The sequence below is a fragment of the Enterobacter sp. DTU_2021_1002640_1_SI_PRY_ASU_LCPMC_013 genome (assembly GCF_032389435.1).
GTDB classification, from domain to species: Bacteria; Pseudomonadota; Gammaproteobacteria; order Enterobacterales; family Enterobacteriaceae; genus Enterobacter; species Enterobacter hormaechei_C.
Genome location: NZ_CP135594.1, coordinates 3,680,279 through 3,704,087, shown reverse-complemented (window position 1 = coordinate 3,704,087; position 23,809 = coordinate 3,680,279). Strand labels below are relative to the sequence as shown.

The following is a 23,809-nucleotide window of genomic DNA, read 5'->3' as shown; positions in this document are numbered from 1 at the left end:
CGGATAGATGGTTTATCGACACGTAAATGAAAACACTTTTTACATACAGTCCAACAGGGCTATCGCGTCCTGCACTGCTGGCGGGCGTGCTGCTGCTAAGCGGCTGCGCGCATATTTTGCAAAAACCGCTCGTGGACGGACCAACGTCGGCAGAACCATTACCGATGGCACCGGTCACAACCGGCGGCTCGCTGTTCCAGGCAGGACAGGCCATGAACTATGGCTATCAGCCGATGTTTGAAGACCGCAAGCCGCGCAGCGTGGGCGACACGTTGACGATCCTGCTTCAGGAAAACGTTAGCGCCAGCAAGAGCTCCTCCGCCAGTGCCAACCGTAATGGATCGGCCGGAATGGGATTACTGGCCATGCCGGGCAGCTCGAACAGCTGGCTGGGTAACGGCAAAGCTGACTTTAACGCGGAGGGCAAAAGCGACTTCTCCGGCAAGGGCGGGGCGGCAGCGCGCAACACCTTTACCGGCACCATCACGGTGACGGTAAATAAACTCCTGCCGAACGGCAATTTACAGGTGGTCGGTGAGAAGCAGATAGCCATAAACCAGGGGACCGAGTTTATACGCTTCTCGGGTGTGGTGAACCCTCGCACCATCAGCGGGGCCAACACCGTGCCCTCAACTCAGGTGGCGGATGCGCGCATTGAGTATGTCGGCAACGGCTACATCAACGAAGCGCAGACGATGGGCTGGCTGCAACGCCTGTTCCTGAACCTTTCTCCTTTTTGATACGACGATGAATACAAAATCCATTCTGTTATTTCTCGGCCTGCTGCTCAGCATTCCGATGCTGTACACGCCGGCGCAGGCCGAGCGAATTCGCGATCTGGCCACGGTGCAGGGGGTGCGCTCCAACTCGCTTATGGGCTACGGGCTGGTGGTAGGGCTTGATGGCACGGGCGACCAGACGATGCAGGCGCCGTTTACGGGCCAGAGCCTCAATAATATGTTGTCCCAGCTTGGGATCACCGTACCGGCGGGCACCAACATGCAGCTGAAAAATATTGCCGCGGTGATGGTGACGGCCGAACTGCCGCCGTTCGCCCGCTCAGGGGATAAGATCGACATCGTGGTCTCTTCTCTGGGGAATGCGAAGAGCCTGCGTGGCGGTACGCTGCTGATGACGCCACTTAAAGGGGCGGACAACCAGATCTACGCGATGGCGCAGGGCAATGTGCTGATCTCCGGGGCTGGCGCGCAGGCTGGCGGCAGTCGCGTGCAGGTTAACCAGCTTAACGGCGGTCGCATTAGCGGTGGGGCGACGGTTGAACGCGAAGTCCCAAATGACTTCGCCACGCAAAACACGCTGCGCCTACAGCTTAACGAGTCAGATTTCTCGCTGGCGCAGCAGATCAGCGACGAGATTAATCGTCGCTATAGTGGTGGGGCGGCAATCCCTGAAGATGCCCGTACTGTACGTTTGTTTGCACCGCCGGATGGTCCTTCCCGGGTGCGTTTCCTCGCCAATATCCAGGATATTCCGCTGCGGGTGGGGATACAGGATGCGAAGGTCATTGTTAACTCTCGTACCGGCGCCGTGGTGATGAACCGCCATGTTTCCCTCGATGCCTGTGCCGTAGCTTATGGATCGCTGACGGTAGAGGTTACACAGAATAATGTTGTGAGCCAGCCGGATACTCCCCTCGGGGGAGGGCAGACCGTCGTGGTGCCACAAACCGATATCTCAGTACGCGACCGCGGCGGCTCGCTGCAAAGCGTGCGCAGCAGCACGGATCTGAACGCGGTGATCAGGGCACTCAATACGCTTGGCGCGACGCCAAATGAGCTGATGTCCATTTTGCAGTCAATGAAAAATGCAGGCTGCCTGCGTGCGAAGCTGGAGGTGGAGTGATGAATGCTTTCGATCGTCTGGATAAGCCAGCCTTTGACGTTCGCTCTCTCGACGCGCTAAAGCGCGATGCACGCCGCGCTGAACCCGGGGCGCTCAGGGCGGCGGCGCAGCAGATGGAGGGGATCTTCGTGCAGATGATGATGAAGAGCATGCGCGATGCCACCATCAAAGATGACCTCATGCACAGCCAGTCCACCGATATGTTTACCGCGATGCACGACCAGCAGGTGGCGCAAAATATTGCCGGGAGCGGACAGCTTGGGTTTGCGGATATGATTGTGCGCCAGTCAGGCGGGGAGATCGATAGCCCATCGGTGTCGACGCCCGGCAGCGGTCCGCTTAATTTGCCGGGACTTTCCTCCTCCGTCAGATCCGCCACCGGTCCGCTGGCGCCGTCTGGGTCGGTCTCCTTCGGCAAAGTAGCGCAGGGGGCTCAATCCTTTATTTCTCGTCTGCTGCGTCCAGCACAGATCGCCGCCAGGCAGAGCGGGGTTCATCCGCAACTGATCCTCGCGCAGGCGGCGCTGGAGTCAGGATGGGGGCAGCGTGAAATCCCCACCGCTGACGGCCGCCCCAGCCATAACCTGTTCGGTATTAAGGCCGGAGGTGACTGGCAAGGCAAGACCACAGAGGTGATGACCACCGAATACATCAACGGCGTGAAGCAAAAGATAAAGGCCTCGTTTCGCGTTTACGATTCCTATGAACATGCGCTCGCCGATTATACGAAGCTACTCACTAAGAACCCGCGCTATGCGGGCGTTGCGCATTCCCGTTCGCCGGAGCAGGCGGCCAAAGCGCTTCAGGCGGGGGGATACGCAACCGATCCTGCCTATGCGAAAAAACTGATCACCATTATTCAGAAAGTAAAAGGTGATATTAAGCAGGGTGTAGAAGCCTATAAAAACGACCTCGCGAAAATATTTTAAAAAAGTTTTTAGATAAATTCGCAATCACCGATGAATAAAGCAGAGCAATAATTTTGACCCTGCCCGAATATCGGGCTGGAAATAACGGAATATCCAGGTGCCTTATGAACAACCTCTTTAGTCTCGCGAAAAGTGGCCTTAGCGTAGCGCAATCCGCTCTTAGTGTGGTAGGCAGCAACCTGACCAATGGCATGAGCGATACCTATAGCCGCCGCAGCCTTGTGATTGGTGAGCTCGGTGGCATGACCACGGGAAACGGATTTTATGGCTACGGTGCGACGGTAACTGGCGTCGATCGCGCTTACGATGCTTTTGCCAACAAGCAGCTACGCGGCTCCGTCTCAAACTGGGCCTCGCTTAACGGCCGCATGGAGCAATTGAGCGACATTGATAATATGTTGGGCGATGAATCCGACAACGTCTCTGTCTCCATCAATAACCTGTTCAAGTCGATGGCGACGCTGAGCGCAACCCCAGATGACGGCCCGGCCCGTTCCGCAGTATTCAGCTCACTCGGCGTATTGACCCAGCGCTTCAATGACAGCGGCAAGCGCCTCACCGCGCTGGAAAAGAGCACCAACACCAATATCGAAACCAGCGTTAAAGAAATTAATAGCATCAGCGACCAGCTGGCAGAAGTGAATAAACAGCTGGAACGCGTACAGGCGCAGAACGGTACGCCGCCTGCGGACCTGCTGGATCAACGTGATGCATTACTGGAAAAACTGAGTGAGCAGATCGGTATTGATGTAACCGAGAATAGCGTATCTGGCCGCGTCGACGTAACGCTTCAGGATGGTCGCCCCCTTGTCTTTGGCGAAAACGCCAGCAAGCTACAGGCCACAGCGTCTGAAAGCGATCCTGACAGAATCGTTGTCTCTTACGTTGATAGCAACGGCACTACCACGCCAGTTAACGAAGCGAGCATTACCAAAGGCCGCCTGGCCGGGTTGTTTAAGTTCCGCAGCGAAGATCTTGAGATCGCTAAAAACGAGCTAAACCAGATCGCCTTTATGATGGCGAGCCGCATGAACGAGCAGCACCGTTTGGGTGAGACGCCAGCGGGTGTGCCGGGGGGCGATCTTTTCTCTCTGCCACCTATGAAGGCGGTGGCAAATGCAGGCAATGCCGGTGGGGGAACGCTCGACGCTATCAGCGTGACGGACTACACCAACGTAAAATCTGAAAATTACAGCATCGACTTTGATGGAACAAACTGGAACGTAATGGGGGAGGACGGACGCCTGGTGAAGCAGGTGCCGGCCGGTTCCGCCACGCTAGAGTTTGACGGCATTGAGATTGATCTCTCCGGTGTGACCGCAAGCGCCGGGGACAGTTTTTCCTTTAATCCTATGGCTGGGGCTGCGGAGGGTATTGGCCGCGCGATCAACAGCGCACAGGATTTTGCCGCAGCGGATGCCTCCGGGGGCGGGGTGGGAAATAATCTTAATCTGGAAGAGATGCTTAAGATCCAGAATGAGAAACTGATTGGCGGCAGCACGCTGACGGAGGCTTATTCAAGCCTGGTGGGGACCATTGGTTCTAACGCGCGGGCGGTAAAATCGGGCATTTCCTCGGCTGAGATCGACCTGCAAACTAAATATGATGCAAAGCAGGCGCTTTCAGGTGTGGATATGAACGAAGAAACCGTCAATATGCAGATGTTTATTCAATATTACCAGGCCAATGCGCAAATTCTACAGACCGCAACCACCATGTTTGATTCGCTGCTTTCGATTAAATAAGGAGCTATCCGATGCGATTAAGTACGCTGTATATGTTTAAACAGAGCGCCGAGAGCATGTCAAAGCGCGTGAGTGATAATAATAATATTTATCTTCAACTCTCTGCTGGAAAATCGTTGCTGCGAGCCTCGGATGATCCAAAGTCCGCTACCGATGCGGTAAATTATCAGGACGCACTGGCGAAGCTTGAGCTTTACAGCAACGTACGTTCAACGGTGCGGAGTTCACTTGAGCATGAAGATAATATCCTGAACGGTGTGGGCAATTTGCTGACCACCACCCTCACCGAAAAAATCGTAGCGGCGAAAACGGAAAGCTACTCTGATGAAGATCGTCGGGCGCTGGGTGCAGAGATTAAAGGTATTCGCGGCAATCTGATGGATCTCGCGAATAATCGCGACGGGAGCGGGCGCTATATTTTTGGCGGATTTAAAAGCGATACGGCGCCGTTTGACGATGCGGGTAACTATGTCGGCGGTGATACCGCTCGTCGACAAACCGTTGCCGATGGTACGGATATGCAGACGGGCCACCTGGGCAGCGATGTTTTCGGGGATATATTCTCTGTTCTTGATAAAGCGGTAGAAGAACTTTCTCGCGATCCCATCGACCGTGATGCGCTGAATGCTGCGTTGAGCGCCGCCAGCGAAGCGGTTTCCGGCGGCATCGATCGTCTGGGTAAGGCGCAGGCGGAACTGGGGACCAACCTTCAGCAACTGGACGCGCTTGATATGAGTGGCGACGTCATGATCAACGACACCATAACCAAGGTTCAGACGGCCATTGGCGCTGACTATAGCACGATGACCTCGCTCATTATGGATTCTAAAATGTCAGAATTTGCACTGAACGCATCCATGATGGTATTTCAGTCAATGCAAAAAATGAATTTATTTAATAAATAACATTATCTTTCCATCTTATTTCTGAAAGTTTTAGCCGCATATTTATGTGCGGCTTATGAGGACCTATGTTAAATAAACTTAAAATCTATACCGTAATCAGCCTGATTATCGGCATGATCTCTTGCATGCTGTTTGGCGTTACGGCTTTTTCCGTTTATAACTCGGTGACGATTAATAAAAATTTTAAACGCGTTGTGGACGTTAATGACAGCAACGCCTACATGACTAACGCCGCATATAACATTAACTCGGTGGTGGCGAATACGAACGGGATGATGCTTCAGACGTCGCTGCATAAACCGCTGTCGCCAGAGATGATCAAACATACCCACAACCTGCTGAAAGAGGCGCGCAAGGAGATGGATGCTTTCGCGCAGGTGAAATTCAACAGCCTGGCAGAGACAAGGGCTGCTGAGGAGCTTCGCGCCAAATTTGACCTGGTTTATAACACCGTCCAAACCAAGCTCGGCTATCTTGAGCGACCGGAAGGATACCCGGGCTCGATGAACGGTGATATGGAACTGCGTACCGAGCTGCGTCAAAAAATTGAGAAGTATTCAGAAATCTCATCTGACCGGGGGTACGAATATGTATCAGTAGCTGAAAGCAGCTACAAGATGATGATTTGGGTAAGCGTGGTGATGATGGCTATCGCGATTTGCGTATTGTTAGCCGTTCGTTACTGGTTGCGTATTGCGCTGGTGCGCCGGATGGAAACTACCGTTGAGATGCTTCAGCGCGTAGCGGCAGGCGATCTGAGTCATGCCATAGAGACTGGCGCTGATAACGAAATTGGCAAAATGCTCAGGGAGCTTGAGAAGATGCGTGTCTCCCTGACCAACACCATTACCGGTATCCGTGAAGGGGTAGTGAATATCCATTCTAACGCCCAGGAGATTGCTCAGGGCAACAGCGACCTTTCCTCCCGTACCGAAGAACAGGCTGCGGCCCTTCAGGAGACGGCTGCCAGCATGGAGCAAATTAAAACCACCGTACGCCAGAATGCGGATAACGCACATGCGGCGCGCAGTCTGGCAGAAGGGGCAAGCATGAATGCCCAAAATGGCGGTGAGGTGATGGTAAACCTGGAAGCTATCATGGCGCAGATTACCGAAAGCTCCCGTCAGATTGCTGATATTAACGGCGTCATCGACAGTATCGCCAATCAGACCAACATTCTGGCCTTGAACGCAGCGGTTGAAGCCGCTCGAGCGGGAGAGCAGGGGCGTGGCTTTGCGGTAGTTGCGGAAGAAGTGCGTAACCTCGCCAAGCGCAGCGCCGATGCAGCGAAAGAGATTAATCAGCTGATTAATACCAGCGTTAACAATATTGATACAGGTTCGCGCCAGGTAAGCCAGGCGAGCGGCGTCATGCAGGACATCGTGACTTCGGTTGCTGAGGTGACGCAGATTATGGGCGAAATCAGTTCGGCCTCTGACGAGCAAAGTGCGGGTATCAATCAGATTTCGCAGGCCGTGAACGAGATGGATCTGGTGACTCAGCAGAACGCGGCGATGGTGGAAGAAGCGGCCATGGCGGCAGGCAAACTGGAATCTCAGTCGGACGAGCTTGAGCAGCTTGTTGCCCAGTTTACCCTGCGAGATGAAAAAGTTGAAAAACGTCATACGCCCGCGTCGGAAAAAATGACGTTGCGTCACGTTGAAAATGATAATGCGCAGTGGGAAACGTTCTGACATCTGCGGAAAGAGAATAATTGGCGTCAATAGTGCCGCCAATTATTCCTGTCAGGCAGCGCGATGATTAAATTAACAGAATGCGCATTTTTATAAAAGCTTATCGCACTTTTTGATTATGTGGTTTCAACTGATAATTGAGAATGTGAAGATTAGGTGGAAGAAATGCGTGGACGGTATATACACAGCTGAAGGGCTGGAGAATAAAACGGCATTGTGGTCAAAATACCATTTTATCGTCAGGCAAGAAGCGCTGCGTTTGCATAAGAGACTGCCTGCCAATGTCGAATTAGACGATCTCATTCAGGCGGGCTCCATGGGTTTTTTGAGTGCCATTGATAGCTTTGACCCTAAAAAAGGGGTGGCCCTTAATGCCTGGATCTCACAGCGTGTGAAATGGGCATTAATGGATGAGCTTCGGGAAAGTGATTGGGTTCCACGGCGCGTGCGATCGCATTCGCGGGAAATTGTGTCACTTATTCAGCAGATCGAACAGGAAAAGGGGGGAGAAGCGACCGAAGCTGATATTGCTGAACGGATGGGCGTTTCGCTAAAGGAATTTCAGCAAATGCTGGCTGATAATAATAGCAGCCAGATGTACTCTATTGATGAGCTTCAGGAAAACTATTCTGACAGTTGGGAGAGTAATGACGGCGAAAATGCACAGCTTAATCCGTTAAATGAGGCCATTCAGGAAAATTTGATAGCCAACATTGCTGAGCATATCCGAATGATCCCCAGGCGTGAACAGCAGATATTGCAGTTTTATTATCAGCAGGATCTAAACATGAAAGAGATTGGATTAATTTTGGGCGTTACAGAAACGCGCGTTAGCCAGTTGCACAGTTTAGCGATAAAACGTTTACGAAGCAGAATGGATCGGTTAAGGAAAGAATAACATAGCGATAACATTAACAAGATTAACAATATTTCCTAAGTAAAGTTAATTACGTTGCGTGATAATTAAGAATGTTTAACAATGCGTGTTTTTATAAGTAAATCATTTAGTTATGATAATTTTTTGGTGCGCGTTGTTTTCTTAAAGCTTGCTAGGAAAATTCTTAATGAATATGATTTCGTCAGATTTGTGATGTAGCCATCCTTTGGCATTGAAAAGCTTTTCGATAATTTATTGAATCAGCTTGACTGAATTCAGCGATTATCAATGCCAAAAGACTCTCTGCATCGACCGGGTAAACATTTTGCCTTAACTATTTAGCCTTGTTTGTGGTTGAAAAACAGTGGGAGCTTTTTGTGTCCAATTTTGACGAGTATCTGCAAAACATTCACGATATTAATCTTTCTTATTTATTACTGGCACAGCAGCTGATCAGACAGGACAAGTTTGCTGCCAGTTTTCGTCTCGGCTTATCCGAAGGCACGATTGATAATTTAAAAGAGTTGTCTTTACCACAGTTGATGAAACTGGCTGCGACCAATCAGTTGATTTGTCGTTTACGCGTCGATGACGAAGTGGTCATCGAAAATTTGACGAAAGATTCGCGTATTGAAGCTCTTCAGCAAATTCATACCGGCATCATTTTATCGACAAACTTACTTAATTCATTAAGCGAGTCCGATGCTGCTGTGACGGGAGAGGCATAAAATGTGCGAGAAAAGTTTATTGCAAGAAATTGAAGAGGTAAATATTGCCATGGGGTTAATTAACCTTGGGGCAAGAATGCAGGTTCTGGAATCTGAAACTTCTTTAAGTCGTCGGCGTTTACTGCGCTTGTATAAAGAGTTACGCGGCTGTCCGCCTCCAAAAGGGATGCTCCCTTTTTCTGAAGACTGGTTCATGTCATGGGAGCAGAATATTCACTCTTCCATGTTCTATAACATTTACCTTTATCTTCAGAAAACTGGGGGCGGGCGTCCTATTGAAATATTGATGAAAACCTACCGTCTTTATCTGGAGCAGTGTGGTTCTTGCTGCGACGATAAACCTGTCCTGGGGCTAACGCGTGCCTGGACATTATTACGCTTTATCGACTGCGGTATTATTTCCCGTAAGGCCTGTAGCGTTTGTTCCGGTGGTTTTGTGGTCACGACGGAATTCATCAAAAACCCGTTCACCTGTAGTTTGTGTAGCCCTCCTTCGCGGGCATTTAAGAAATCGCAGGTCAACCTCAGCGGAATCGCAGGCAATTATGCCACGCCGGAAATTATGACAGCCTGACGGATGTTCGATGGCAATGCACAGGATGGCGTTTTATTCGATGCCACGGCACTCGACATCGGTCAGCGAGTAAAAAGGAGAGAGTGTGTTAGTTATCTTTGGCTATCTTGTTGTTATTGCTACCGTATTTGGTGGGTTCGTACTGTCTGGTGGTAATCTGCTCGCGCTGTTCCAGCCTTTGGAATTGTTAATTATCGGCGGTGCCGGGGTCGGCGCTTTTATTGTTGGTAATAACATGAAATCCCTTAAGGCGACGGGTAAAGCTATCGTGAAGCTGTTCGTGGGGAAACGCTACAACAAAACGGTTTATATGGACCTGATGGCGCTTATGTTTTTGCTGTTGTCAAAAAGTCGTGTTCAGGGACTCATGTCACTTGAGAAAGACATTGAAGATCCGGCGGGCAGCGAAATTTTCAGCGCTTATCCTCGTCTGATGAGCGATCCGATGTTAAGCAACTTTATCCTCGATTACTTCCGCCTGATGATTGGCGGAAGTATGAACTCGCATGAAATCGAAGCGTTAATGGATGAGGAAATTGAAACCTGCGAAGAGGAGCTTGAGGTTCCGGCCCACAGTCTGAATACCGTCGGCGATGCCTTTCCGGCCTTTGGTATTGTGGCTGCCGTCATGGGGGTAGTGAACGCGCTCGGTGCCGCGGACCGACCCGCAGCTGAGCTCGGAATGCTGATTGGCCACGCGCTGGTGGGCACGTTCCTCGGAATTTTGATTGCCTACGGGTTTGTATTACCGCTCGCAACCCTGCTGCGTCAGATGAGTTCCGATCAGGTCAAAATCCTTCAGTGTATAAAAGTCACGCTGCTCTCCAGTCTAAACGGCTATGCGCCACAAATTGCCGTGGAGTTTGGCCGAAAAACCATTTTTACCAGCGAACGGCCTTCCTTTGAGGAGCTTGAAGAGCATGTGCGGGAAGTGAAATCCAGCGCCAGCCTCAAGTCTAAGTCTGCGGATGCCACGGCATGAAAAACGATTCCCCGATAATCATTTCGCGTAAGCGAAAGAAGAAAAAGCATGCTCATCACGGTGGTACGTGGAAAATCGCCTACGCCGATTTTATGACCGCGATGATGGCGTTCTTCCTGGTAATGTGGCTGATTTCTCAGTCCAGCACGGTGCAGCGGGAGATGATCGCCGATTACTTCCGCATGCCGCTTAAGCCATCTATGGCCAATGGCGACAAAACCAGCCTGAGCGACAGCATCATCCCCGGCGGCGGTGACGATCTGATGAAGCAGGACGGAGAAGTGGCGAATCATAAGCGGGTACAGAGCGAGCGGCAGCGCTGGATGGAGAGCCTGAAACAGGCCAGAGATAAATTGCAGCAGATGATCGAAACCGATCCCCGGCTCAATAACTTTAAATCCAACATTATGCTGCGTCTTACCAACGACGGGCTGCTCATTCAGATCACCGACAGCCAGGATCGCCCGATGTTTAGAGTAGGCAGCGAGCTGCCGGAATCCTATATGAACGGCATTTTGCAGGCGCTTGTGCCGCTGTTGCAGGAGTTGCCCAATAAAATCAGTCTCACCGGCCATACCGACTCGCTTCCCTATGCGGGCGGCACCTCCGGATACAGTAACTGGGAACTTTCTTCCGGACGCGCCAACGCCGCGCGCCGCGTGCTGGTTAAAGCAGGTCTTGACGATGAGCGTTTTCTTCGCGTGATCGGCACGGGAAGCCGTATGCCTTTAGAAAACAGTGATCCCTCAAGTCCGGCGAATCGCCGTATTAGCATTTTGGTATTAAGTAAAACCAAAGAACAGGATATCCGTCTGGAAGACACGCGCATGCATCGCCCAGAAAACGTCCTGAACAACACTACGCAGCAGGAGGTAAGGGGGTATAGCGATGGACATGAATGATTTCACCGAGATCTTTTTTACCGAAGCGGAAGAACTGCTGGCCGAGATGGAGAAGCATTTGCTGGAGATTGATGCCGCATCGCCGAATCCTGAACAGGTAAATGCCATTTTTCGCGCAGCGCATTCTTTGAAAGGCGGGGCAGGGACTTTTGGCTTTAATGCCCTGCAAGAGACCACGCATTTACTTGAGAACCTGTTTGACCAGGTGCGAGCCGGAGAACGCTCGCTTAACCGAACGACCGTTAATCTATTTCTGGAATGTAAAGACATTATGCAAGCGCAACTGGAAGCCTATCAGTCTTCGCAGGAACCTGATGAAGCGAGTTATCGCTATATTTGTGAAGCCCTGCGCAAGATTGCTCTGGAAGACAAACATGCCCAGACGGCAGTCGAGTTGCAAGACAAAGCCGCGACGCAGCAGGGGGCAGCTGATGGTGAGCCTTTACTCTGCGTGACGTTGAAGAAAATTCCTGAAAGCGAGCGGGCAATGCTTCAGGAAGAGTTATCCCACATGGGAGAGATTGTCGCTACGGAGAAGGCTGATGATGGCATGGTGGTTCAGCTGCGCACGAGCGCCTCTGCCGACGATATCTCCGCGGTGCTGTGTTTTGTGCTTGAAGAGTCGCAAATACTTATCGAGCATGTCGTTCAACCAGCGTCGGTTGAAGTGACTTCTCCTGTTACGGACAAAGCTTCTGTAGTCGCGGACCATTCAGAACCGCCTTCACGACCTGCCGCGCCGGTGCCAGCCCGTAGTAATAGTCAGGAATCGGGCAGCATCCGTGTGGCGGTCAGTAAAGTCGATCAGATCATTAACCAGGTGGGTGAGCTCATCATCACCCAGGCGATGCTATCTCAGCTTTCCAAAAAACTTGATCCAGCAAGCTACGATATGCTCTCCAGCTGCGTGGCGCAAATGGAGCGTAATACACGCGAGCTTCAGTCATCAGTCATGTCAATTCGAATGATGCCAATGGATTATGTTTTTAGCCGCTTCCCGCGGCTGGTGCACGATCTGGGTTCACGCCTGAACAAAGAGGTAGAGCTAACTCTTCGTGGCGGCTCGGCCGAGCTGGATAAGAGCCTGATCGAACGCATTATCGACCCACTGACTCATCTGGTGCGTAACAGTCTCGATCACGGCATTGAGCAGAAAGAAGAACGTGCCCGTAAGGGGAAGTCGGTAGTGGGCAATCTTATCCTCTCGGCGGAACATCATGGCGGCAATATCATCATTGAGGTGACTGATGATGGTGCCGGACTGAACCGGGAGAAAATCCTCGCGAAAGCCCGCTCCCAGGGAATGAATATCAGCGACACCCTCAGCGATGAGGACGTATGGATGCTGATTTTCGCCGCGGGATTTTCCACCGCAGAAAGCGTGACGGATGTTTCCGGGCGCGGCGTGGGTATGGACGTGGTCCGTCGTAACATTATGGCCATGGGCGGCCATGTCGAAGTCCTTTCAAAGCCGGGAGAAGGCACGACGATACGCATTATTCTGCCGCTGACGCTGGCAATCCTTGATGGCATGCTGGTGAAAGTTGGACAGGAGATCTATGTTCTGCCGCTCGGCGCGGTAATGGAATCGCTGAGGCCCGGCGAGGATATGCTCTGCCGCTTCGTCGGGGAGGAACGCCTGCTGCAAATTCGTGGCGAATATCTTCCGCTGGTGATGCTGCGTCAGCGCCTATCGGTGCCCGGCGAGACCGCACCTGAAGATGGCATTGTGGTGATCGTCCAAAGCGCTGGATGCCGCTACGCCCTGTGGGTCGATCAGCTCATTGGTCAGCAACAGGTTGTGGTAAAAAACCTCGAACAGAACTATCGCAAAGTACCGGGCGTTTCAGCCGCGACCATTCTCGGTGATGGCAGCGTTGCGCTAATCCTCGACGTGGTTGAACTGTCGACGATGAACGGACAAAAGGAAAACCATGTCAGGCCGACGTTCGGCAAGCAAGGAGTAACAGCATGACCCAAACAACGACAAAGCCTGCGGGCGCGGACGCCATTGCGCAGGAGTATCTGGTTTTTCGTCTCGGTAACGAAGAATATGGGATCGACATTCTGAAGGTACAAGAGATACGTGGATGCGATAGCGTTACTCGTATCCCGAACGCGCCAGGTTTTATCACCGGCGTGACCAACCTGCGCGGTGTGATAGTGCCAATAGTTGACCTTCGCGTGCGCTTCAGTCTCCCTGACGTTCAGCAGGATGACAGTACGGTGGTGATCATCCTTAACCTCAATAATCGCGTTGTAGGAATCGTGGTAGACGGTGTGGTTGACGTGCTGTCGATGGACATGGATCAGATTAAACCGACGCCGGACTTCGCGTCCATGCTATCAAGCCGCTATCTTCTTGGGCTTGGCGTGATGGAAAACAGAATGATCATCCTGGTCAATATCGAAATGCTGCTCAGCCGTGAAGAGATGGATATGGTGGATTCGATGCTGGAAACTAGCCTGGCCTAGCCTGATATATACCCACCGCCATTATAAAATCCCCCTGCGATTGCAGGAGGGATTGATTAAGCATTCTATGACCGCAGGCGCTTACCGGTCTGGGCATCAAACAAGAACATTTTTTCCGCGTCTACGGTGAGGAAGACCTTCTGACCCACGTTAATATCCAGCTTTTCATGGGACACTACGATCAGCTCCTGATCGTTGATACGCACCCGGATCTCCTGTCCTTCCCCGGTCATTTCTATCAGCACGATTTCCGCAGGCATCCCTGACTCGCCGAGCCGGATATAGTGCGGTCGGGTGGCGCAGATGATCTCCATCCCTTCAATATGTGAGCGGAGGGGGCAGGGGAAGCGGTAGCCGTTGTTGAGCACAATCTCGCCGTGCTGAATCACGCCTTTAAGGGTGTTAATTTCCGGCGTGCCGATAAAGCCCGCGACAAACAGGTTATCCGGGTTACGGTACAGCTCTTCCGGGGTGCCGACCTGCTCAATATGTCCGGCATTCAGCACAACAATCCTGTCCGCCATGGTCATCGCTTCCGTCTGATCGTGCGTCACGTAGATGGTGGTGCGCCCCATCCGCTGGTGGATCTTACGAATTTCGCCGCGCATTTTATGGCGCAGTTTGGCGTCCAGGTTGGAGAGCGGTTCATCAAACAAAAAGGCCTTCGGGTCACGCACCAGCGCGCGTCCCATCGCCACGCGCTGACGCTGGCCGCCGGAAAGATCCCGCGGGAGGCGATCGAGCAGATGCGTCAGGCCGAGGATTTCCGCTGCCTCTTCCACGCGCGCCATCCGTTCCGCTTTTGAGACGCTGGCAAGCTTCAGGGCAAAACTCATGTTGTCCCGCACCTTCATGTGTGGATAGAGCGCATAGCTCTGGAACACCATGGCGATATCGCGTTTTTTGGCGGGCAGAGTGTTGACCACCTCGCCGTGCATCAGCAGTTCGCCGGAGGTGATGTCTTCCAGACCCGCAATCATGCGCAGCAGGGTGGATTTCCCACACCCGGACGGGCCGACCAGTACAATAAATTCGCCTTCGTGAATGCTCAGCGAGATCCCTTTAATGATGCTGACGTTGCCGTAGGATTTGCCGAGATTATTTAAAACGATTTGGCTCATGTTACTCTCCTCGCCCGGCGGTGTGGCCTGGCTGCAATAATGGCATGACGTGCTGGCGGTAAAGCGCCGCCGCAGCGAGATCCTGCTGGATAATGCTTTGTGCTGATTCGCTGAAGCGCAGCGCGGCCGTACGCAGATCCAGGCGGTTGGCGCTATCAATACCCGCCAGCACCTCAGGTTCGACAATGGCTTCCCCGTGCAGCGCGCCTAAAATCGCGCCGCTCATCACCCCGATAGAGTCGGTATCACGGCCTGAATTGATGGCGTCTTCCACCGCCCCGCGAAACTCGCCTTCGCGCAGCAGGCAGAAGGCCAGCGCCATTGGCAGTTCCTCAATCGACATCAGGCGCGAGGGCTGGTAGGCCATGGTCGGGACGCCCGCTTTTTCCGGGCCGTGCATCAGGTCATCTCCCATCGGTGAGAAGGGCAAAAGCGCATCGTGCAGGGCGTCAACGACCTGTTGATAATCCCATGCGGTTCCACGGTAGCGATGCGCGACCTCAAGCGTTGCCGCGATGGCCTGGCGGGTGCCGTCTTTAGCCAGTTTCAATGCGATGTTGGTGATAGCCTCAATGGTGATGCCAGGAATAAATGCCGCTGCAACGCAGGCGGCGAAGACCCCGGCGGCCTCCAGCCCATAGCTCTGCTGATGCCCCTGGGTGAAATTAATGGCTTCCTGGTAAGCTGCCTCAGGGTTGCAGGCATTAATAGCTCCGATGGGGGCGGCATACATGGCTGCGCCGCAGTTCACCATATTGCCCACGCCGCCCTGGCGCGGATCGCAGGCGGCCAGTTGCAGACGATGGAAGATCCATTTTTCCGGATAAAACAGGCGCTCAATAACCAGCGCTTCCCGATCCAGTTCCGGCACCCAGCGCGGTTCCCAGGCAATCTTCCGCACAAAAGACTCCCCCATATCCCACGCATCAACGTGACGGCCCAGCTCGCTGTAAACTTCCATCAGGCAGAGTGTCATCAGCGTATCGTCGGTGATGATACCGTTGCCGCGTACGCGGTTGTTGCGCCGTGCGGACGGCTCGTCCATCCGGTGCCAGCGCTGGTGGATGGAGGTGACGCGGCCATATTTCTCCGCGATTTGCCGGGCGGAGAGTTTCTCAACCGGTCCGCCTAAGGCATCACCGAACGCCACGCCATACAGCATGCCCAGAATGCGGGACGTGAACGATAAATCAGCGGCTTGAGTAACGGTCATTTTAATTTTTCCTCTGCATATTCGGTCATGGCGTTTCCACCTGCGGCTTTCCAGGCGCTGACATACTGATCCCACTGATCAAATGACGCTTTGCCAGAGACAAACTGGTACGCCCACTGGTTATAAATACTGCTGGTTGAGTCGATGGCGGCGGCAAACGACGCCGGGAAGATAAAGGCGTTATCCGCCGTAAAATAACGTTGTGAATTGTCGATATAGCGCAGCATCGCGGGCGTCCGCCACTCCACCGGCGGCTTCCAGTTGGCGGCCTGGATAAACCGCGGATACCAGGCATTAATTTTTGGCGTCACGTTTATCGTGTTGCCCTTACGAACGTAGTGCGTGTTCTCGAAGCCCATCTGCTCCATCATTTGCCCTTCCGGGCTTGCCAGAAAATCGAGCAGGATCATCACTTCCTTTTTATGTTTCGAGAGCGAGGACATGGCAAAGCCGCGCGTTTCCATGGAAACATCTGTCGCCGCCAGCCCTTTACCTGCCGGGCCTTCGGGTGGGTCGAGCAGGGTGAGGGTGGCGTCAGGATGGATCTGACGCATCTTTTCCTGGTACACGCCGACGTTGCCTGGCGATGAGACGGATACCACGCCAACCTTGCCGGTATAAAACTCATCTTCTTTTAGCTCCCAATTGGTGGTGATGTACTGGGAGGAGAGCAGTCCTTTCTGATACAGAGAATGGTAGAACTCCAGCTTGCTCCGCTCCTGCGGGCTTATCTGGGCGTTGATCAGCTTGCCCTGGTCGTCCTTGAGCCAGGTGGCGTGAATGCCAAACGCCGGGTTCATAAAACCGTCGAGATCGCGCAGGTCTTTCTCGGAGGTGATCCCCCAGCTATCCGTCTTACCGTCGCCGTTGTAGTCGCCGGCGTGGATCGCATTGAACAGCGTGACGTACTCCGCCAGCGTTTTGGGTGATGCGCTGAATCCGCTCTTCTGTAACCAGTCCTCACGGATCACCGGCTGGCGCGCGCGCAGGGGAAAGACATACAGCAGGGTCGGATGGTTTTGCAGGCGAAGCCGGTTGTGCGGCCACAGCGCCTCTTTCAGATAGCGGGTTTGCGCAATCCACGGACGCCAGTCTTCAAGAATGCCCTGTTCAACCATCTTCTGGTCGCTTCCGTTGAAATAGATCAGGTCAGGGATGGTGGCGGAGAGCAGCATCACGTTCAGCACGTCGGAGTAGCCGGAAGACGACAGGTTGACGATCTCAATGTGGATATCGTGTCCCTGGCGTGCCAGCGCCTGCTCGATTCACTGAATATGCGCGACATCTTCGCGGTTGGTGGTCAGCAGATCTTTTTCCACAATCCGGATAGTGACCGGCTCGGCCCAGACGGCCTGGCATAACAGCAGGCCGCAGGCGATTGCTGTGAATAATTTCATCGTCATCGCTCCTGTTAACCCTTCACCGCGCCGGACATGGTCCCTTTGGTGAAGAAGCGCAAAATAATCGGGTAGATGGCAATCAGCGGGGCGATGGTTAAGGTGATCATCCCGGCTTTCAGCGCCTTAATGCTGATCTGGCTGGCATCGGTGTAGTTCGACATGCTTTCGACGCCTACCATCGCCAGCTTATCGCCCTCGACGACAAACTGACGCAGCACCACCTGCAACGGCCATTTGTCCGGGTCGTTGAGGTACACCATGGCGCGGAAAAACTCGTTCCAGTGCAGCACCATGTAAAATAACGTGATCATGGCAATGGACGATTTGGCGACCGGCATAATGACGTACCACAGCGTCTGGAACGGGTTCGCGCCATCGAGTTCCGCGGCTTCCAGCAGCTCCTCCGGGATCTCTTCGAACAGGCGAACCAGAATAATCAGGTACCAGGCGAAGACGGCGCGATACAGGATGACGGACCAGTAGCTGTTCAGTAGCCCCAGCTTTTTCATCACCAGAAAATCGGGGATGATGCCCGGCTCAAAGACGATGGTGAACAGGACAAACATAAACAGCCAGCGGCGTCCCGGCAGGCGTTTTTGCGCCAGCGCCCAGGCCAGCAGCACGGTGAAAACTACGTTGATGATGGTGCCCACCACGGTAATCAGCATTGCATTGCCAAACCCGCGCAGCACGGCTTCGTTGGTCAGCAGCAGCTTCCAGACGTCCAGAGAAAAGCCCTGCGGAATAATTTCCAGGCCGCTCATGCCGGGCACGTTTGCCGGGCTGGAGAAGGATATCGCCACCAGGTTGAGGATCGGTTGTAGCGTCACGACAACCAGCAGCATCAGTACCGAGAGAATGAGCACGTATTCGATGCGCTCAAAAGGGGTGCTTCGTGATGAGATGCGCATTACCAGACTCCTTTACCCGTCAGGCGTTTTGAAACGTTATGTGCCAGCACGATAAGGACCATGCCGATCACGCCTTTGAATAACCCTGCGGCGGTCGCCAGCGAGAACTCCCCGGTGCGCAGGCCCATGCGGTAGACGTAGGTGTCGATGATGTCTATCTGACCGTTCACCACGTCGTTGGTCATGTTGAAGACCTGATCAAAACCCTGGCTCAGGAACAGCCCGACGTTGAGGATAAACAGTGTGGCGATAGTCGGGGTGATAGCGGGCAGGGTGATGTGCCAGATTTTGCGCCAGCGCCCGGCACCATCCATTTCCGCCGCTTCATACAGCTGTGGATCGATGGCGAGGATCGCCGCGATGTAAAGTAATGAGTCCCAGCCCGCGCTGCGCCACATTTCAGTGAACACCAGTACCCAGCGGATAGAGCCGCTGTCGGTCATAAAGGGGATCGGATCGTAGCCCATCGATTTAATGATGTCGTTAACCGCGCCATCAACCGGCGAGAGCGTGGCAATCGCGATACTGGCGATCACCACCCAGGAAAGATAATGCGGCAGATAAATCACCGACTGGACAAATTTACGGTAACCGGATGAGCGCACTTCATTGAGCAAGAGCGCCACGATAATGGGAACCGGAAAAATAAAAATCAGCTTCATTGCGCCGATAATCACGGTGTTCTGTATCACCTGCCAGAAAACAGGGGATGACATCAGCGTGGCAAAATACTGCATCCCGACCCAGATATTCGGCGGGATAATACGGTACTGCTCAAACGCAATTTTGGTTTCCCAAATGGGTAAATAGTGCCAGATAAAAAAATAGATAACTCCAGGCAGGGCCATCACGTAGAACGGCCACCACCGGCGTAACGTCTGGCGGCAACGTGCCATGCGGGATAGTGTTTGCTGGTGAGGCATGTTATTTACCTGCGGTATCGCGCCGCCGGGTTTAGATTCTGTCAGGGCTTTCATCGGACATACTCCCATTACTGAAATGGTTGTCGTGAATATAATCTGTGTTTGCAGAAATATGCGTGCGTTAAATTTTCTCGGTGAGAATGTTTTTATCGTTATATTGCGCGAGGCGGGTCAGGACATCTTTATATTCAGGCATATTTGATGCGCCTTCTTTTTCGACGGCCAAAGAGGCGAAAGCACAGGCAAATTTTGCTGCCTGAATAATGGATTCCCCTTTCGCCATCGCGGCGGCGAATGCGCCGTTGAAGGCATCGCCAGCACCGGTGGTATCCACACATACGGCTTTCAGCGCCGGGATATGAATAAATTGCTCACCGTCATAAATAAGCGCGCCTTTCGCTCCCATGGTGATGATGACGTGACCTACCCCTTTCGCTTTAATGGCTCTGGCGGCTTCCTTCGCGCTGGCAAGGTCCACGATATGAATGCCGGACAGCAATGAGGCCTCAGTCTCGTTTGGGGTCAGAAAGTCCACGTTCTTCAGGCAGCTAACCACATCAGATGACCAGGGGGCAGGGTTCAAAACCACCTTAATCCCGTTACGGCGGGCAATTTCAATGGCCCGAAAGGTAGCGGGTAGATTATTTTCCAGCTGGGTTAAAAAAATATCTGCGTTTTTCACTTCAGGGGTAATCGCTTCAACTTCATCGGCTGTAATGGACCGATTGGCCCCAGGGCTGATGGCAATCATATTTTCACCATCACTTTGACAAACATAAATAAGCGCGGTGCCGGTTTTCTGATCTTTATCCTGATAAAGCGTGAAGCTGTCGATAGCAGAAGATGAAAGATGTTCAAAGGCCATCTGACTAAACTGATCGTTACCCACCTTACCGACAAAATGGGTTTTAACATTGCATTTGCTTACGGCCAGCGCCTGATTGGCGCCTTTGCCGCCGGGTCCAATAATGGTATTTTCGGAGAAAATAGATTCTCCGCTTTGCGGGAAACGATCGACATTAGCAATAATATCAACGTTGAATGAACCCAGAATACAGACTTTACCTTTCATCTTTCGCCCTTTATGTCGGGATTTGATCGTTTTTCTTGACTGCGCGGAGTCAAAAAAATGAATGATATTGCTATCTAAATTATTGACTGATTGGGTATGAAAAATACGGCGTTTGATAATTGCCCCACCGTGGCATCGCTCAATGCCGCCTTCCTGCGCTAATAAGTTCAGGTCGCTGCGAATCGTTTCCCTGGTGACGTTAAATACTTTCGCAAGCTGATTCACCGTCGCCCGTTCGTACCTGTTAAGCCAGGTCAAAATTGCATAATGCCGTTCTTTATTGAGCATAAGGTCACCTCTGTGGTTATATTATTGTTTCCTTGTTGTTAATGTTTTGGTGTTGTTCACAGATCGTTCGACAAAACAAAAGGAAACGGAAATATATGAGGTATTAAAGGTTTTATATCAATGGGTTACGTGCTTTATGGGAAGGGGGGAGAAAACGTACTTTTACAGTGTGGTGCTGTCAGGCCGGGACCGGTGAAGAAACCTGTTTTTTGAATGGATCACATCAAGAAAAAGGTTTTTCGCATTTAACTGTTCACTCTGTTCACCCTTAGCTATGTTTAGAAAGAAAAAGACCGGCTGTTGCCGGTCTGAGGTCGGTTAAGTCGCTGCGGGTTTGTCTGCCTGTAGCTACTTCGAAGAAAGGGCAAGTTTGCGCACAGTCGTCAGGAAATTGAATGGGGTTGAATCCCACAACTCAGGTGAAAAATCAAATCCATACCGGCTTTTGAACTCCTCATCCAGCCTGTCTCCGTAAAGCACAAGGAAAGAATCGACCTCTTCGGCTAACTCTTTTAACATCCAGTCGGGAGCTGTTTTTTTATAGAGTTCAACAGTGCCTTCAATAGTATCCTCTCCCTCATTTATGAGGTCATGATCCTGATTGAAATAACCCTGAATCAGCTGATCAAGATGATAGAAACTTTGCATAATCCACCTGTCCTATGGGGTCGGGAATGCTGTAAGGATATAGTAAGGTTTTCCGTTATATTCTTGCAATTCGATAACAATCCTCACTCCACGCATGCTGATGCGCTGTGTGCTGCCTCGCGTGAATCCATACCCAACCTCCTGACCGGCAGGATAATTGATGGTAAGGCGTCCACCAATTTTACCACCTCCGAGTAACGATTTGATATTTGCCCGGTTAAGATAGACCGCCCTCGAAATAACATTTTCAGCAACATTTAAGTCTTTAAACGTTGAAGACATAACAAGTCGCTTATTTTTCTCGAATCGGGCAAGTAACTCACTGTCAGTTTTTCCGACATGATTTGCGAGTGTATGGCCACCGGGTTTAAGACCCGTAACTGATTCATGCTTGATCAATTTGATGCGACCAGCTTTAATTGCAGCTACACGGACGGCACCAATAGCAGCTGCAAATCCAAGCGGAACGGCTATATCAACTGTTATGCCGATATTGAGGGCGGTGTCTTCATCGGCACCAAGTTCTCTTGCCGCGCTTACAGCAATTTGCCAGGTGGCTGAGCGCGTATCACGACCGGTTATTAGCTGTCTGGCTGCGCTTTGAACAGCGTCAAGACTATGTGCACCAACAACCACACATCCCGCTTTCGTTAGTCCTGTTGGTTCTGGCGCGATACATAGTGCCGTGGCACCGGCCATTTCTACCGCTCCGAGTAAAACGCCAAGTCCCCCCAACAGTCGGTTACTCAGCGTTTCCGCCTCTGTAATGCTTTTATCTGAAAGCACCGCCGCCAGCTGTACCGGTGACATAACAACGACCATTCCACCTTCTTCCATAACAGTATCCCATCCCTCCATATCCTGACTCGATAATAGCCAAAACTTTCTTCGGTTGATAAGAGTAAATTACTGGCTTTTCTTATTTATTTGAACTCATCATATTCAGCTGAGATAAAAAGACGGCTGTTGCTGGTCTGAGGTTGGTTATGTCGCTGCGGGCTCGTCGCATGTCGGCAGCCAGTCGTCGTAGCTTTCTTCTTTCAGTGACGGGTTGGTCTGTATCTCCTGCTTTATGTTCCGCTTCTCATGATTCAGGCCGTACTCTTTCAGCATCATGGGCAGCCCCTGCCCGAACATTTTCAGGCTGAGCACCTTTCTGTATCCGTTAGCCTTCATATGCGTATTCCGATGATTCCGGTGTTTTCGATCGCGCTTTCCTGTTGCGCATTCGCGCTCTCGAAATGAAGGGGGAGAGCGCACCGCAGTCCGCGGCCATCGACGAGCTGCCGATGCGCTAAGTCGTCAGGGCAGCTTCGATATGAATCAGGAGCCGGTATTTTCCGTGACGGGTATGCACCGGCCGCAGATTACTGACGTTGATACGGAGCTGTTACGCAGCCCTGCGAAGAGGATGATGCTTGCCAGAAAGCTGGCTGAAAATGGCGAGACAAAAGCGGAGGAGTAAGCAGTGTTTCACTGTCCGTTCTGCAAAACCAGCGCGCATTCCCGCACCAGTCGGTATCTGTCCGATAACGTCAAACAGCGCTATCACCAGTGCATGAACATAGAGTGCTCGGCCACGTTCCGCACGCTTGAATCCATCGACGGTGTTATTCGTTCACCGGCAACAGAGCCGGTCATCCCTGCACCCGCACCGGCGGCCACCGTTAACCGTGCCGGTGCGTAAGCACGGCCAGTCATCAGGAGAAACATACGTGACCACACTGACGCTACAGAAGCCTTTGAGGCCTGTCAGGCAAATAAATCCACCTGGCTGCAACGCAGGGATGAACTGACGCAGGCCGAACAGGCATACCGCGAACAGCTTGCCGGCGGCGGCCACAGCGGCCGGAGCCTGCAAACGCTGCGGGAAATTATTGACGTGAAAAAATGGTAAATTAATCAGGCTGCCAGTCGCTACATCCGCTCGCATGAGGAGGCGCAGCGCATCAGCATCCGCGACCGATTAAATGATTTTATGCAGGCGCACGGCGCGGAGCTGGCCGCCGCCCTTGCCCCTGAACTGATGAATTATTCCGGGCAACATTCCGCCGTTCAGCGCTGCGCTATGCAGCACTCACTCGATTATCTGCGCGAGGCGCTACAGCTCTGGCTGTCCGCCGGTGAAAAAATCAATTATTCGGTTCAGGATAATGACATTTTAACGGCCATCGGATTCAGGGCTGACGCGGCTTCACGCGATGATAATCGTGAAAAATTCACACCCGCACAGAACCTGAATTACACCCGCCGCCGTGCAGAACTGGCCGTGCAGTAGCCCGGTAAAAAAAAAACCGAAAATCTCGCCATTTTTACGTATAAAAGCCATGCATGCATAAGGTGCATGGTTTTGCATGCGTTTTACCGACACTCAACCCCCCGCCAGCGCCAGCACTGGCGCGCCCTGAGGTCGGTCATGCACCTGCATTAAAAGCGCCCCCTTAAGCGGGCAGGCGTGGCGGGGAGAGCATTGCGCGCTAAGTTAAAGATACTTTTAATTTTACAACTACGTTGTGATATCTTTTTAACTCACTAATTCAATAGTGATAAAACAATTGT

23 protein-coding genes and 3 pseudogenes are annotated in these 23,809 nt (G+C 52.3%); 16 read left to right on the top strand and 10 right to left on the bottom strand.

The features are described from left to right. Nucleotides 1–26: 26 nt before the first annotated feature. The 13 genes from RS584_RS17675 (at nucleotide 27) to RS584_RS17615 (ending at nucleotide 13,674) form a co-directional block, all read left to right on the top strand. Nucleotides 27–740 (top strand): flagellar basal body L-ring protein FlgH, encoded by a 714-nt coding sequence (locus RS584_RS17675; protein ID WP_315748392.1) that lies wholly within the window; start codon nucleotides 27–29, stop codon nucleotides 738–740. A 58-nt stretch (nucleotides 741–798) separates the two neighbouring features. Next, the gene (locus RS584_RS17670) at nucleotides 799–1,863 is read left to right on the top strand and encodes a flagellar basal body P-ring protein FlgI (RefSeq protein ID WP_045324746.1); all 1,065 of its coding nucleotides are present in this window, start codon (nucleotides 799–801) and stop codon (nucleotides 1,861–1,863) included. After that, nucleotides 1,863–2,792: a flagellar assembly peptidoglycan hydrolase FlgJ gene (flgJ, locus tag RS584_RS17665; protein WP_315748391.1), complete on the top strand. Its 930-nt coding sequence runs from the start codon at nucleotides 1,863–1,865 to the stop codon at nucleotides 2,790–2,792. The genes RS584_RS17670 and flgJ overlap by 1 nt, the downstream gene beginning before the upstream one ends. Nucleotides 2,793–2,896: 104 nt before the next feature. Continuing rightward, nucleotides 2,897–4,537, top strand: a complete 1,641-nt coding sequence (gene flgK, locus RS584_RS17660) for a flagellar hook-associated protein FlgK (RefSeq protein ID WP_017692832.1) — start codon at nucleotides 2,897–2,899, stop codon at nucleotides 4,535–4,537. Nucleotides 4,538–4,548: 11 nt separating this feature from the next. Further along, the gene (gene flgL / locus RS584_RS17655) at nucleotides 4,549–5,442 is read left to right on the top strand and encodes a flagellar hook-associated protein FlgL (RefSeq protein ID WP_017692833.1); all 894 of its coding nucleotides are present in this window, start codon (nucleotides 4,549–4,551) and stop codon (nucleotides 5,440–5,442) included. A gap of 65 nt (nucleotides 5,443–5,507) precedes the next feature. Continuing rightward, entirely contained in the window at nucleotides 5,508–7,136 is a 1,629-nt protein-coding gene (locus RS584_RS17650) for a methyl-accepting chemotaxis protein (RefSeq protein ID WP_315748390.1), read from the top strand. Nucleotides 7,137–7,305: 169 nt separating this feature from the next. Next, nucleotides 7,306–8,034, top strand: coding sequence for an RNA polymerase sigma factor FliA (fliA, locus tag RS584_RS17645; protein WP_045333292.1), 729 nt, complete (start codon nucleotides 7,306–7,308; stop codon nucleotides 8,032–8,034). Nucleotides 8,035–8,390: 356 nt separating this feature from the next. Continuing rightward, nucleotides 8,391–8,741: a flagellar transcriptional regulator FlhD gene (gene flhD, locus RS584_RS17640; RefSeq protein WP_023295279.1), complete on the top strand. Its 351-nt coding sequence runs from the start codon at nucleotides 8,391–8,393 to the stop codon at nucleotides 8,739–8,741. Nucleotide 8,742: 1 nt separating this feature from the next. After that, nucleotides 8,743–9,315 (top strand): flagellar transcriptional regulator FlhC, encoded by a 573-nt coding sequence (gene flhC / locus RS584_RS17635; protein ID WP_015571589.1) that lies wholly within the window; start codon nucleotides 8,743–8,745, stop codon nucleotides 9,313–9,315. An 85-nt stretch (nucleotides 9,316–9,400) separates the two neighbouring features. After that, nucleotides 9,401–10,297, top strand: a complete 897-nt coding sequence (motA, locus tag RS584_RS17630; protein ID WP_017692837.1) for a flagellar motor stator protein MotA — start codon at nucleotides 9,401–9,403, stop codon at nucleotides 10,295–10,297. Next, nucleotides 10,294–11,199, top strand: coding sequence for a flagellar motor protein MotB (motB, locus tag RS584_RS17625; RefSeq protein WP_017692838.1), 906 nt, complete (start codon nucleotides 10,294–10,296; stop codon nucleotides 11,197–11,199). The genes motA and motB overlap by 4 nt, the downstream gene beginning before the upstream one ends. Next, nucleotides 11,186–13,174 carry a chemotaxis protein CheA gene (cheA, locus tag RS584_RS17620; protein ID WP_032649208.1) on the top strand — a complete coding sequence of 663 codons (1,989 nt, stop codon included), beginning with the start codon at nucleotides 11,186–11,188 and terminating at the stop codon, nucleotides 13,172–13,174. Before motB ends, cheA begins: the two co-directional genes overlap by 14 nt. Further along, nucleotides 13,171–13,674, top strand: coding sequence for a chemotaxis protein CheW (locus RS584_RS17615; protein WP_015571587.1), 504 nt, complete (start codon nucleotides 13,171–13,173; stop codon nucleotides 13,672–13,674). Before cheA ends, RS584_RS17615 begins: the two co-directional genes overlap by 4 nt. 65 nt (nucleotides 13,675–13,739) lie before the next feature. On the opposite strand, the gene RS584_RS17610 is transcribed toward RS584_RS17615, so the two are convergent. The 10 genes and pseudogenes from RS584_RS17610 to RS584_RS17565 all read right to left on the bottom strand — a co-directional run. Further along, a complete protein-coding gene (locus tag RS584_RS17610) occupies nucleotides 13,740–14,795 on the bottom strand; it encodes an ABC transporter ATP-binding protein (protein WP_015571586.1) in 1,056 nt (351 codons plus the stop codon). Between the two features lies 1 nt (nucleotide 14,796). Next, nucleotides 14,797–16,008: an ADP-ribosylglycohydrolase family protein gene (locus RS584_RS17605; protein WP_033487530.1), complete on the bottom strand. Its 1,212-nt coding sequence runs from the start codon at nucleotides 16,006–16,008 to the stop codon at nucleotides 14,797–14,799. Next, nucleotides 16,005–17,195, bottom strand: coding sequence for an extracellular solute-binding protein (locus RS584_RS17600; protein ID WP_410493094.1), 1,191 nt, complete (start codon nucleotides 17,193–17,195; stop codon nucleotides 16,005–16,007). The genes RS584_RS17605 and RS584_RS17600 overlap by 4 nt, the downstream gene beginning before the upstream one ends. A gap of 78 nt (nucleotides 17,196–17,273) precedes the next feature. Next, the gene (locus tag RS584_RS17595; RefSeq protein ID WP_315748389.1) at nucleotides 17,274–17,405 is read right to left on the bottom strand and encodes a hypothetical protein; all 132 of its coding nucleotides are present in this window, start codon (nucleotides 17,403–17,405) and stop codon (nucleotides 17,274–17,276) included. A 14-nt stretch (nucleotides 17,406–17,419) separates the two neighbouring features. Continuing rightward, the gene (locus RS584_RS17590; protein WP_017692842.1) at nucleotides 17,420–18,319 is read right to left on the bottom strand and encodes a carbohydrate ABC transporter permease; all 900 of its coding nucleotides are present in this window, start codon (nucleotides 18,317–18,319) and stop codon (nucleotides 17,420–17,422) included. Then, nucleotides 18,319–19,242 carry an ABC transporter permease gene (locus tag RS584_RS17585; protein ID WP_223230137.1) on the bottom strand — a complete coding sequence of 308 codons (924 nt, stop codon included), beginning with the start codon at nucleotides 19,240–19,242 and terminating at the stop codon, nucleotides 18,319–18,321. The genes RS584_RS17590 and RS584_RS17585 overlap by 1 nt, the downstream gene beginning before the upstream one ends. A 121-nt stretch (nucleotides 19,243–19,363) precedes the next feature. Further along, nucleotides 19,364–20,602: a ribokinase gene (gene rbsK, locus RS584_RS17580; RefSeq protein ID WP_032649197.1), complete on the bottom strand. Its 1,239-nt coding sequence runs from the start codon at nucleotides 20,600–20,602 to the stop codon at nucleotides 19,364–19,366. A 348-nt stretch (nucleotides 20,603–20,950) separates the two neighbouring features. Beyond that, on the bottom strand, nucleotides 20,951–21,250 hold the full coding sequence (locus tag RS584_RS17575; protein ID WP_033487527.1) for a contact-dependent growth inhibition system immunity protein: 300 nt from the start codon (nucleotides 21,248–21,250) through the stop codon (nucleotides 20,951–20,953). Between the two features lie 12 nt (nucleotides 21,251–21,262). Continuing rightward, the gene (locus RS584_RS17570) at nucleotides 21,263–22,108 is read right to left on the bottom strand and encodes an RNase A-like domain-containing protein (RefSeq protein ID WP_315748388.1); all 846 of its coding nucleotides are present in this window, start codon (nucleotides 22,106–22,108) and stop codon (nucleotides 21,263–21,265) included. 126 nt (nucleotides 22,109–22,234) lie between these two features. Then, nucleotides 22,235–22,426: pseudogene (locus tag RS584_RS17565) on the bottom strand (primase-like DNA-binding domain-containing protein); the annotation flags it as partial. Nucleotides 22,427–22,458: 32 nt separating this feature from the next. Here RS584_RS17565 and RS584_RS17560 point away from each other — a divergent pair. From RS584_RS17560 to RS584_RS17550, 3 genes and pseudogenes are all read left to right on the top strand, one after another. Further along, nucleotides 22,459–22,715: pseudogene (locus RS584_RS17560) on the top strand (capsid protein); the annotation flags it as partial. Between the two features lie 3 nt (nucleotides 22,716–22,718). Continuing rightward, the gene (locus tag RS584_RS17555) at nucleotides 22,719–22,937 is read left to right on the top strand and encodes an ogr/Delta-like zinc finger family protein (RefSeq protein WP_032634242.1); all 219 of its coding nucleotides are present in this window, start codon (nucleotides 22,719–22,721) and stop codon (nucleotides 22,935–22,937) included. 28 nt (nucleotides 22,938–22,965) lie between these two features. Further along, nucleotides 22,966–23,528: pseudogene (locus RS584_RS17550) on the top strand (phage polarity suppression protein). The last annotated feature ends 281 nt before the right edge of the window (nucleotides 23,529–23,809 follow it).